This is a genomic window from Flavobacterium sp. RSP46 (genome assembly GCF_003984825.1).
GTDB lineage: Bacteria > Bacteroidota > Bacteroidia > Flavobacteriales > Flavobacteriaceae > Flavobacterium.
In genome coordinates, this window is record NZ_RYDM01000001.1 from 109,141 (window position 1) to 120,670 (window position 11,530).

General features: G+C 33.2%; 9 protein-coding genes and 1 tRNA gene. 4 read left to right on the forward strand and 6 right to left on the reverse strand.

From position 1 onward, the window contains the following. Window positions 1–92 precede the first annotated feature (92 nt). Window positions 93–500 carry an rRNA maturation RNase YbeY gene (ybeY, locus tag EKM01_RS00470; RefSeq protein WP_126457751.1) on the reverse strand — a complete coding sequence of 136 codons (408 nt, stop codon included), beginning with the start codon at window positions 498–500 and terminating at the stop codon, window positions 93–95. Next, window positions 497–3,799, reverse strand: a complete 3,303-nt coding sequence (locus EKM01_RS00475; protein ID WP_126766198.1) for a hypothetical protein — start codon at window positions 3,797–3,799, stop codon at window positions 497–499. The genes ybeY and EKM01_RS00475 overlap by 4 nt, the downstream gene beginning before the upstream one ends. Window positions 3,800–4,107: 308 nt before the next feature. Between EKM01_RS00475 and gltX the strand changes: the two genes are divergently transcribed. Both gltX and EKM01_RS00490 read left to right on the forward strand, forming a co-directional pair. Then, window positions 4,108–5,619, forward strand: coding sequence for a glutamate--tRNA ligase (gltX, locus tag EKM01_RS00480; protein ID WP_126766202.1), 1,512 nt, complete (start codon window positions 4,108–4,110; stop codon window positions 5,617–5,619). A 787-nt stretch (window positions 5,620–6,406) separates the two neighbouring features. Beyond that, complete coding sequence (locus tag EKM01_RS00490) at window positions 6,407–7,393, forward strand: SPFH domain-containing protein (RefSeq protein ID WP_126457754.1); 987 nt, start codon at window positions 6,407–6,409, stop codon at window positions 7,391–7,393. Between the two features lie 31 nt (window positions 7,394–7,424). Here the strand turns inward: EKM01_RS00490 and EKM01_RS00495 are convergent, their stop codons facing one another. The 4 genes from EKM01_RS00495 to EKM01_RS00510 all read right to left on the reverse strand — a co-directional run bounded on the left by EKM01_RS00495 (window position 7,425) and on the right by EKM01_RS00510 (window position 10,806). Then, the gene (locus tag EKM01_RS00495; RefSeq protein WP_126457755.1) at window positions 7,425–7,676 is read right to left on the reverse strand and encodes a DUF6327 family protein; all 252 of its coding nucleotides are present in this window, start codon (window positions 7,674–7,676) and stop codon (window positions 7,425–7,427) included. Window positions 7,677–7,679: 3 nt separating this feature from the next. Then, the gene (locus tag EKM01_RS00500; RefSeq protein ID WP_126452310.1) at window positions 7,680–8,030 is read right to left on the reverse strand and encodes a competence protein; all 351 of its coding nucleotides are present in this window, start codon (window positions 8,028–8,030) and stop codon (window positions 7,680–7,682) included. 39 nt (window positions 8,031–8,069) lie between these two features. Continuing rightward, window positions 8,070–8,399, reverse strand: coding sequence for a YtxH domain-containing protein (locus tag EKM01_RS00505; RefSeq protein ID WP_126457756.1), 330 nt, complete (start codon window positions 8,397–8,399; stop codon window positions 8,070–8,072). A gap of 304 nt (window positions 8,400–8,703) precedes the next feature. Then, window positions 8,704–10,806, reverse strand: coding sequence for a glutamine--tRNA ligase/YqeY domain fusion protein (locus tag EKM01_RS00510; RefSeq protein WP_126766206.1), 2,103 nt, complete (start codon window positions 10,804–10,806; stop codon window positions 8,704–8,706). A 125-nt stretch (window positions 10,807–10,931) separates the two neighbouring features. Between EKM01_RS00510 and folB the strand changes: the two genes are divergently transcribed. Beyond that, on the forward strand, window positions 10,932–11,291 hold the full coding sequence (gene folB, locus EKM01_RS00515; RefSeq protein WP_126452316.1) for a dihydroneopterin aldolase: 360 nt from the start codon (window positions 10,932–10,934) through the stop codon (window positions 11,289–11,291). 82 nt (window positions 11,292–11,373) lie between these two features. After that, window positions 11,374–11,444, forward strand: a tRNA-Cys gene (locus tag EKM01_RS00520). Window positions 11,445–11,530: the final 86 nt, after the last annotated feature.

The following is an 11,530-nucleotide window of genomic DNA, read 5'->3' on the forward strand; positions in this document are numbered from 1 at the left end:
CGTGAAACATTATATACTCAATTTTCAAATCTAAACTAAATGTTCCACGTGAAACACTTTAGATTAAAATAAAGAAAACACTATTATTTCACCTAAAACATAGCGATTTTTTCATCTTCTTTACTACGCATTAAAAGCTCCTCCGACTCTCCTTTGTCTTTGTAGCCACAGTAATGTAAAATTCCGTGAACTAAAACGCGCTTTAATTCTTGCTCAAAAGAGACATTGAAATCAGCGGCATTGTCTTTCACTCTTTCGACAGAAACAAAAATATCACCGTGCAACTCATTACCCATAGAATAATCAAAACTAATTATATCTGTTAGCGTATCATGATTCAAATATTCTACATTGATTTTATGTAGATACTCATCATCACAAAAGATGTAATTAATCTCTCCTTCTTTCTTGTTTTCTGAAGTAATAACATTTTCCAACCAAGCTACAACAGCTTCTTCGTTGTCTAAATTAAAGTCGGTTTCGTAATTAAAATTGATCATTTTTTATTAAAATATTCTTGAACTTTTTGATTAAAATTCGAGCGTAAAGGTAAGGATTGTCTATTTAATATTTCTATGCTATTCAAATAATCTAATAAAGCTGCCGGAAGCACATTAGATGGGTTTTTAAACTCCTTTTTATTGGTTTCGGATTGGCGTTTGTTTTCTTCACCTTGTTGCTGAATAGCGGAATTTAATTTCAACAATTCCTGTTTCACATTCAATATCTTTTGAAGCGTTTCGTTCTTAAAACCTTTGTTTAATAATTGCTTTTCAATTTGCTTCATTTGTTGCAAAGCGCTTTGTCCATTACCAACCAATCCTTGTTTATTTAATTCGTTTTGCAATGCTTCCCTTAATTGCTTTTGTTCTTTGTAAATTTCCATTATAGCTTGTGCATCACCTTCTCCGCCCTCACCCTTTTGTCCCGGTTTTCCTTGATTTCCTTGTTTACCATTTTGTCCTTTTGGACCGTCCCCATACTTATCTCCTTTCTTAATTCCGTCTTTCATTTTCTCGCCAAGACCTTCTTGTTTTTTAATAATATCCGGCAATTGCATTCCTTGTCCTTGACCTAGCTTCGGTTTCCCAGAACCCATTCCTGACATTTGCATTTGCATATTGTAAAGCATGTCACTGAGAAAATCTGCTAGTTTGTTAGCCGATGAAATCGAATATTGTTGGTGAGACAAACCTTTTGGAACTTGAGCGTCGGTTAAACTGGATAACGATTTGTCGACGTTGTAAACTACATTACCAATTTCTTTGGTAATATCCTCCGCAATTTTAGGATTACGCAAGGACATCGCAAATAAACTATCGTCAACATGCTTGAACTGTTGCTTTAAATCCTGTTGAATTTTTATGTTTTTATTGAACGCTGGAGACCCTGATTTATGCCTTTTGAACTGATTCATCAAATCTTCCTGTGACAAAGAAAAAGCTAATAAATTATCTACGATTTGTCGCAACATGACAACATCTTCCTGTAACTGTTCCATATCTCCTTTATCCAAAGTTTGCGCCATTTTTTGCGCCATCTCTTTCATCTTTTTAGAAGCACTTTTTTGGTTTGGTTTGGCTTTATCCTTTTTATCTTTCTTCAATTCCTCAGAAGCTTTCTTTAAATCATCAACAATGCTTTTTTCTATAGCATCATCTTTTGGTAAATCCAATGGTGATTTTAATTCCTTATTTTCTTTTTCCAAATCATTTAAATCTAATTGAATTTTATCAAACTCCGCATTAATATCTTCCTGTTTATCCAGTTTATTTTCATTGTCATCATCAGATAATTTGTCTAGTTTTTTAGAAAGCTTGTCCAGTTTTTCACCTAACTGTTCCGCTTTCTTTTCAACATAAAATCTCTTAGTCAACTCTACCAACTGTTCTAAATTCTTAGTTTGGTTTTTACTGTTTTGTTTAAAATTATCCAACTTGGTCAACAACTCTTCATTCTGGATTTTATCGTTCAGTTCTTTCAACTCGTCTAAAAGCTTTTGGTTTTTTTCCAATTCTTTTTCCGATTTGTCCATTCGGTTTTGAAGCACTTCTTTTAATTCATCTTTTTTATCCGTTTTGAATTGCTCCAAATTGTCATTCATTTTTTTTGTAAATTCTTTCATCATCTCGTCCTGTTTCATTTGACGCTTGATAAAATCATTTACTTTTTGCTGATCTTTGAAATCCAAATTTTCTTTCTCTTTTCCGGTTTTTTGCAACTTTTCTATATCGGCCATTTGCTTGTCCTGGTTTTTTAACGACTTCTCTAAACTGTTAATGTTGTCGTTTTGCTGCTGCAAAATTTGATCTTCCTTTTCTTCATCTGTGGAAACACGATTAGTGAAGACCATAGACTTCGTACTTTTAAAATTGTGAATCGCATCATTATCAAAAACTTCAAAATAATACTCATAAGAAACCCCTTGCTCCACCGGAAGATTACTTGGAAACGAAAACACGAATTGGTCAAAAGAACTTTTCTTAATAGCAATTGTTCCACGTTTTACGGTTTGTGGTTTTTCTATTTCGTAATAAACAATCTGAAGTCTAGACAAACCATAATCATCCGTGATTTGGCCTAAAACATAGTTCTTAGCAATCTTCAAACTGTCCGGTGTATTGTTCACATTGATCGTTGGGAACTGATCTTTGATAACTGTAAGCTGATAATTGAGTTTTTCGTGGTTTTTTACCTTATCATTTGAAGTGAATATTTGATAATCTGTATTTTGAAGTATATTTTTAGATAAAATAAAGGAGTTTTCTGTTTTCGAAAAAGAAGATTTGGAAATTCCGCTCATCCACGCAATATTTTGGGTCGATAGAGTTTCTATTTTCCAAGTTACACGCGTTCCTTCAGGAATAACAGCATTTCCAGTTCCATTTATAGTTTCTGCTTTTTTATTCAAATATGAAGGAAAGTTCAATTGCATTTCGAAATTAGCAATCAAAGGAACGGTTATCACTTTCAATTCATAATCCGGAGAAGAAATAGCATTTCCCTCCACGTGAAACAAAATATTTCCTGAAGGCTTTGCCATCTTAAATTGAAATTCTCCAGCTTTCAATGATTCCATGAAATAACTTTCATCGCCAATGAAAATCATTGCATTCTCCGGAGCTATCTTTCCTTCGGTTTTAATGCGAAGGATAAAATCCTTTCCTTGTTCGGTTTGTAAATTCGAATTTAAAACAACGAATTTAAAAGGAGCCGGTGGCAGAAAATCCGAATTGAAATGCACTACTCTATTCAAACTTTGAGAAATCATGCTGCTGTTTCCAGAAAAATAAAAGAAAGCAAATAACAAAATTGGAATTAAAGCAAAAGGAAAATATTTCCTGTTAACATTATAATTTATGGCGTTCCCAAAAGGGATTGGTTGCAATGCATTGGCTTTTTGTTCAATCGAAGCACCCAATAATTCCGATTTATTTTGATGAATATCCGAATCTGCCAATTGTAAGAAATTTGTCAACTTATCACTCACTTCCGTAAAATGATTTCCAATAATTTCCGAAGCCTGATTGTAATCGATTCCTTTTTGAAGTTTGAATAATTTAAAAATAGGAAACAAAATAAAACGGAACAACAAATAGAATTCTACTCCAATGAAAGTCCAAAATAAAATGGTTCTTCCTATTGGCTTGAGCCAAAGAAAATATTCGACAAAAAGCGTAAAAAGGAAATACAATAATCCTAAACCGACAAAGAAAATAGTTCCCCGTATCAATTCGTTGGTATAAAACTTCCTGATGAAAGCTTCTAATTTTAGATAAATAAATTCCTGAGTTTCCAAAATTTATGCTTTGTTTGTTGTAACCAATAAAAGTAATAATTTATATGCTGGCAATTATCCAAATTCCAAAATATCTGAATCAAAGATTGAAGTCTCTTGGCAAACAGAATCAACGTTTTTACCGCTAATTCGCTAATTTTTATAAAAAAATCTATATTAAATAAACCACTTGATGTAGAATTGCACTAATTAACATCCTAAAATACAAAATTTAGTTTTTCTAAAAATAAATTTGCGGATTTGCGGTTCTTTTAAAAACTGATGTGTTTGCCTACTTGAATTTGTATCTTTGCAAAAAAAATACAGCAATGTCTAGACAAGTTCGGGTGCGTTTTGCACCAAGTCCAACGGGACCTTTACATATTGGCGGAGTTCGTACCGCATTATTCAATTATTTGTTTGCCAAAAAAAACAATGGTGTCTTCTTCCTGAGAATTGAAGATACGGACCAAAATCGTTTTGTTCCCGGAGCCGAAGAATATATCATGGAAGCGCTAGAATGGTTAGGAATTGCACCCGATGAGACTATTGGTAAAAATGAAAAATTTGGTCCATACCGTCAAAGCGAAAGAAAAGAATTGTACCAACAATATGCTGCTGAATTAATCAATTCTGAAAATGCGTATTATGCTTTTGATACAGCCGAAGCATTGGATTCAGCAAGAAAATTAGAAGAAGATCAAGGGAAAACTTTTATTTACAATCATACTAACAGAGAGAAACTAGATACCTCCTTAGTGATTTCTGCAGATGAAACTGCTAAAAGAATTGCTGATGGAGAACATTATGTCATCCGTTTTAAAACTCCAGTGAATGAAACCTTGCATCTGAATGACATAATTCGTGGCGATGTGAAATTTGAAACGAATCTTTTAGACGATAAAGTATTGTTCAAAAGTGACGGAATGCCAACGTACCATTTGGCTAATATTGTGGATGATCATTTAATGGAAACATCACATGTAATTCGCGGTGAAGAATGGTTACCATCAATGCCTTTGCACGTTTTGTTGTACAGAGCATTTGGTTGGGAAGCACCGGAATTTGCACATTTACCATTGATTATGAAACCTGTTGGGAACGGAAAATTATCCAAGCGTGACGGTGATAAAATGGGATTTCCTGTATTTCCATTAGATTGGAAAACTACAGAAGGCATTTCATCGGGTTACAGAGAAAAAGGATTTTTCCCGGAAGCCGTAATCAACTTTTTAGCATTATTAGGTTGGAACGATGGAACAGAAAAAGAATTATTCTCGCTGGAAGAATTAGTGGAAGCATTTGACTTGAACAGAGTTCATAAAGCTGGAGCTAAATTTGATCCAGAAAAAAACAAATGGTTCAATCACCAGTATTTAATCAAGCAGGAAGATGCAACTTTGGCGAAAGCCTATACTCCTATTTTAGCTGAAAAAGGTTTCTCGACTTCACTCGAAATGACAAAGTTGACCAAAATAGTTTCTTTAATCAAAGAACGTGCGGATTTCGTTTCAGAATTTTGGGAAATGAGCGATTTCTTTTTTGTGGCTCCAACAGCCTATGATGAAAAAGCAAGCAAAAATTGGAAAGCAGAAACTCCGGCATTGATGCAAGAATTAATTTCTGTTATAGAAGAAATCACCGATTTCACTTCGATGAACACAGAAACAATTGTCAAAGATTGGATGACAAAAAATGAAATTGGAATGGGAAAAGTAATGCAACCGTTTCGATTGAGCTTGGTTGGCGCACTGAAAGGTCCTCACCTATTTGATATCGTTGAAGTAATAGGAAAAGACGAAACGATTAACAGAATTCAAAAAGCAATTGCTACTCTTTAAAACTAATAAAGCTTCTAGTCTCTTGTAGGCTAGAAGCTTTATATTTTATACAATTCACAAGTAAAATTTTACAAATAAATTATCATATTTCCGTTTAGTATTCCAGGATTTCCTTTGAAGTTGACTCCTAAATTCTTGTTGTTCCATTTTTAAAGCATATTATTGACTCCATATTTATAGGAAACATTAGCTCTAAAATGACGAACGCCAAAAGTGATTCTAACAGTTGGATAACAATTAAAATTTGAAATCTCCCTAATATCTTTAGCTAATAAAGTTATTCCGCAAATAACATTGTTTTTCTCCGTGTTATTTGTATTTAATTTTCTATTTACCGTGTAACACGGGTCCAAACTCAATACTCAAATGATTTTCAATAAGCCTGTAACACATTTGTAAAGACACTTGAGCTCATGCTAATTTATAATTTACATCTTCATTAACTGAAGATAAACTGTTTGTTGCTACAGAAAAATTATTTTCGCTAAACTGAATTACATACACCATATCCCAATTATTATAAAAATTTCCTCGAATAGAAAATTCTGCATTCCAACCCAGTCCTTATTTAGTTTAAAATTATTTGTGTTAAAGGTAAATTGATTCTCTCCAAAAATAATCCCTACTCTATTGGAATCCCGGTATTTGTATTGGGCAAAAGTGCTTATTGAAATAAAAACACAAGCTAAAGCAAACAAAATCTTTCTCATATTATTTAAAATTTACAAGAACAAACCTAAAGATTTTTTGTAAATTGTCGGATATTTATTTAACTAAAAAAAACATTATGAACATTCCATTAATAGTACTCTTAGTAGTTGGATTTTTTATTTTACTTTCCTCTTTTTTTACGGTCAAACAGCAAACAGCTGCAGTAGTAGAACGATTTGGAAGGTTTTTAAACATTAGACAATCAGGTTTACATCTAAAAATTCCTTTAATCGACCGAATTGCCGGTCGCGTTAATCTTAAAATACAGCAATTAGACGTCATAATTGAAACAAAAACCAAAGACAATGTTTTTGTGAAACTAAAAGTTTCGGTTCAATTTATGGTTATCAAAGAAACCGTTTATGATGCTTTTTATAAACTGGAATATCCACACGATCAAATAACATCTTATGTGTTTGATGTGGTTCGTGCCGAAGTTCCAAAGCTAAAACTGGATGATGTTTTTGAAAGAAAAGACGATATCGCCATTGCTGTAAAAAGAGAATTAAATGAAGCCATGACTACGTATGGTTATACGATTATCAATACATTGGTAACAGATATCGATCCGGATATTCAAGTGAAAAATGCGATGAACAGAATTAATGCAGCTGATAGAGAGAAAACTGTTGCAGGATTTGAAGCTGAAGCCTCCAGAATTAGAATTGTAGCTAAAGCCGAAGCCGAAGCCGAAAGTAAACGATTACAAGGACAAGGTATTGCGAACCAAAGAAGAGAAATTGCTAAAGGTTTAGTAGAGAGTGTAGATGTTTTGAACAGAGTTGGTATCAACTCCCAAGAAGCTTCGGCATTGATAGTGGTTACACAACATTATGATACGCTACAAGCGATTGGAGCAGATTCTAATTCTAATTTAATTTTATTACCCAATTCACCTCAAGCAGGAAGTGACATGCTGAATAACATGATTGCCTCTTTCAGCGCTTCCAATCAAGTGGGTGAAATGATGAAAAAAGGTAATAGAAAACCAAATCCTAAAAAAGAAAATAAAACGGATTATCAATTACCTGAAAAACCAGAAGCTCCGGAAACGGAAGAATAATTTAAATTCAAATCATAAAAAAAGAGGCTCATCAGCCTCTTTTTATTTTTTTTATCCACTTAATCACAAATGGTAATGCAATGGTCAATAGCGATCCGTACGAACCTGAAAATGCATTTAAGGATGATCCTATGACACCACTCACAATATTTGAGGGGGTTAAACTCTCTTTTGTTTTTTGAAAACCATACGCTAATTTTTGATAACTGATTTCTTTTTCAATCCTTAAAATTTCCAGTTCTCTTTCAATTTGAGCATAGGATGAATATTTTTTGGTTTCCATAAATTAGTCGTTAAAAAAGATTTCTGAAAATTTCTCTAAAATGGGTCCTTCAATAATTCTATCTTTAATAGTAAATAAAAGCATTGTCAGTACAAGATAAATTCCACCAACTATTAAAAACCCATAGGCATAACTATCTAAAGCTATTCCAATAGCAAATGCTGCCGCAACAGAACAAAACAATAAAACCATACTAAAGCAAAGTAAAATCAAAGACATTTTTATGATCATTGTCGTTGATTTCATTGCAAGCTTAAAGCCTCTTAATTTATAATAAGCAGCGGTAGCTTCCAAATATTCTTTAGCCTGTTCTTGAATGTTTTCTGTGTTTTCTTTTAGTTCTTCAAAAGCCATGTACTTATTTTTAGATTTTAATACTAAATTAAATCAAAATTACTTTTGAAGTTTGGCGTTTTGAGATTTTAATTCCGCCAATTTTTCTTCTAAGAAAGAAATGACATCATCCGTCTTGTGACTCATATTAGACACTAGCTCCTCATAAGTTCCTTCCAGATCGTATTTAGCAAGCGAAAACTTATCTTTCAATTCTAAAGATACACTATCAAATCTGTTTTTTAATTCATTTTTAGCATCCTCAAAACCATCTTTAAATTTTTCTCTAGTTCTAGAGCCTTTATCCGGAGCGAATAAAATTCCTACTCCTGCACCTATAGCTACACCTGTTAAAAGAGCCAATACTGTATTTCCTGTATTATTCGACATGATTCTTACTTTTATACGTTCGTTTTATAAAGATACATATTTATAAACAACAACCCGTTAACAACTCGTTAAAGTGTAATTATACAAGACCAAAAGCAAATAAAAGCAAGCTCTTGTGTGTTTTTTTAAATTCTATAAAAGATGTTGTTTATGCTATAAAAGACGTTTAAAATCAATATATGGATGTTGTTTCCGATTAGATAAAAATATTAAAAATAGTATTTCTATAAAAAATTACTATACCAATCAAAAATCCTCTAAAAAGAGGATTTTTGATTGGTAAAACTATTTTAGCAATATGTTCTTAAAATGTAAGATCATTTAATACCTGTAGCACTTTATCGTTTTTTTCATTATTTTTCATTTCTGAAAGTTGTGATTGAAAAAGACTAAAATTACCGCCGTCCTTTTGTAAGTTTTCGATAACTAAAATTCGAACCGCTGCCAATTGGCTTTTCAATGACATCGAATATAATTTTGTTAAAGACTCTTCGTCAATATCTTTTATATTAACCTTATCAGAATGCAGTAAAATCAAATTAGAAAACAATAACGAGTTATTATCATTCTTAATATTTTTGACAATAGTCTGAATAATTAAACTGTAATTATCTATACTTTTTATATTAGTCACAATGTTGTTTAAAATCAAATTGGCATTGTTTTCATCCTTTTCTTTTACATATTTATTGATTTCTTTTTGCGTGTTCATCAATAAATTTTCTTCTTTTTTGCCCTTTTCTTCCCAAGCATCTTTTAATCCAACGGTTTTATTGAAGACAATTTTGCCTTCAGTTGAATCTTTATCCACATTGAAGTAACCCAATCGTTGAAACTGAAATTTATCTCCAGATTGTACCGTTGCCAAACTTGGTTCTACAAATCCTTTTACAATTTGTAACGAATCAGGATTCATAAATTCCAAGAAGTTTTTCTCTTTATGACTGTCTGGCGCTTCATCGATAAACAAGCGATCGTAGAGCCGAACTTCCGTCTCTAGAGCGTGTTGTATAGAAACCCAATGCAGGGTTCCGGCCACTTTTCGTTGACTGGCTTCGCTCCCGCTCCCGCTCCTGCTGTCTTCATCATACGTTACATGAATTTCAGTAATATTACCCGCAGCATCTTTTACAACACGCTCCCCTTTAATAATATAGGCGTTTTTAAGACGTACTTCTCTGCCTAAACTCAATCGGAAAAATTTGGCAGGAGCCTCTTCTAGAAAGTCTTCTTTTTCAATAAATAATTCTCTTGAAAAAGGAACTTTCCTAAATCCTGCACTTTCATCTTCCTGATTGTTTTCGGCATCAAGCCATTCTTCTTTGTCATCCGGATAATTTGTGATGACTAATTTTATAGGATCTAAAACCGCCATAACTCTTGGAGCGGTTTTATTCAAATCTTCACGCAGGCAAAATTCCAAAAGTGAAAAATCAATTATATTTTCTCTTTTGGCAACACCAATACTATCACAAAACTTACGAATAGAAGCTGCGGTATATCCTCTTCTTCGCAATCCTGAAATTGTTGGCATTCTAGGATCATCCCAACCGTTTACAATATTTTCCTGTACTAATTGCAACAGTTTTCGTTTGCTCATTACCGTGTAGTTCAAGTTCAAACGGGCAAATTCATATTGTTGTGGTCGTACTTTTGAGTCATCATAAATTTGGGCTAAAAACCAGTTGTATAGTTCTCGGTGCATTACAAATTCAAGCGTACAAATAGAATGCGAAATTTGCTCGATATAATCGCTTTCTCCGTGTGCATAATCATACATTGGATAAATATTCCATTGATTGCCTGTCCTGTGATGGTGACGGTGTAAAATACGATACATCAATGGATCACGCATCAACATATTAGTAGATGCCATATCAATTTTCGCACGTAAAACATGACTTCCTTCCGGAAAATCTCCATTTTTCATTCCTTCAAATAAAATGAGATTTTCTTCTATAGTACGGTTTCTGAAAGGCCCATCTACACCTGCTTGTGTTGGCGTTCCTTTTTGCAATGCCATCTTTTCCGAGGATTGGCTGTCTATATATGCTTTTCCCTTTTTAATCATCAAAATTGCCCAGTCATACAATTGCTGAAAATAATCAGAAGAATACAATTCCTCGGTCCAGTTAAATCCCAACCATTTTAAATCTTCTTTGATGGCGTCTACATATTCCTGCTCTTCTTTAGCAGGATTGGTATCATCAAAACGCAAGTTAACCGGTGCATTGTACTTTAATCCTAAACCAAAATTCAAGCAAATTGATTTAGCATGACCAATATGTAAATAGCCATTAGGCTCCGGCGGAAAACGAAAACGTAATTTATCTTTAGGAAAACCGTTAGATAAACTGTCTTCAATGATTTGTTCTATAAAATGGAGCGATTTTTCTTCAGTTGACATTTTTTTGTTTTATTTTAGCAAAGATAAAAAAAGTTTGAGGTTAAAGGTTTAAAGTTTCCATAGAAACCTTTGAAAAATTAGCGATTCCTCTTTACATTATACGCTTTACACACAAAAATAAAATAATGGGAATTATAAAACTTAAAAATATCCGCACCTACTCCTACCACGGTTGCTTGATCGAGGAAGGAAAAATTGGGTCAGACTATATTGTAAATTTAGAAGTTAAGACTGATTTGAGAAAATCCAGTGTCACAGATGATTTGAAAGACACGGTGGATTATGTGCTCTTAAATCATATCGTTGTAGAAGAAATGGCGATTCGTTCAGACTTATTAGAACATGTGGCACACCGAATCTTAACGCGAATCTTTGAAGAAATTCCGGAAATTTCCAGAATTATTGTGGCGGTTTCTAAACTAAACCCTCCTATTGGTGGTGATGTTGAAGCAGTTACTATTGAATTGGAAGAATATAGAAGCTAAATTAAAAATATTTTTTAAAACTTTTAAACTTTAAACTTTTAAACTTTAAACTTTTTGAGTACTTTTGCCGTCCATTCAACAGGGCGTCGTGGCCGAGTGGCTAGGCTGGGCTCTGCAAAAGCTCCTACTCCGGTTCGAATCCGGACGATGCCTCTAAAACCTTCAAAGCAATTTGGAGGTTTTTTTTATGTCTAATTTTTAGGAAAAATTAAATAAATATAGGGTTCGAATCCGTCCTG

Excerpts from the sequence above, each read along its gene's own strand:
- ybeY (WP_126457751.1), bottom strand. The coding sequence starts at position 500 with ATGATCAATTTTAATTACGAAACCGACTTTAATTTAGACAACGAAGAA.
- gltX (WP_126766202.1), top strand. The coding sequence starts at position 4,108 with ATGTCTAGACAAGTTCGGGTGCGTTTTGCACCAAGTCCAACGGGACCT.
- EKM01_RS00490 (WP_126457754.1), top strand. The coding sequence starts at position 6,407 with ATGAACATTCCATTAATAGTACTCTTAGTAGTTGGATTTTTTATTTTA.
- EKM01_RS00495 (WP_126457755.1), bottom strand. The coding sequence starts at position 7,676 with ATGGAAACCAAAAAATATTCATCCTATGCTCAAATTGAAAGAGAACTG.
- EKM01_RS00500 (WP_126452310.1), bottom strand. The coding sequence starts at position 8,030 with ATGGCTTTTGAAGAACTAAAAGAAAACACAGAAAACATTCAAGAACAG.
- EKM01_RS00505 (WP_126457756.1), bottom strand. The coding sequence starts at position 8,399 with ATGTCGAATAATACAGGAAATACAGTATTGGCTCTTTTAACAGGTGTA.
- EKM01_RS00510 (WP_126766206.1), bottom strand. The coding sequence starts at position 10,806 with ATGTCAACTGAAGAAAAATCGCTCCATTTTATAGAACAAATCATTGAA.
- folB (WP_126452316.1), top strand. The coding sequence starts at position 10,932 with ATGGGAATTATAAAACTTAAAAATATCCGCACCTACTCCTACCACGGT.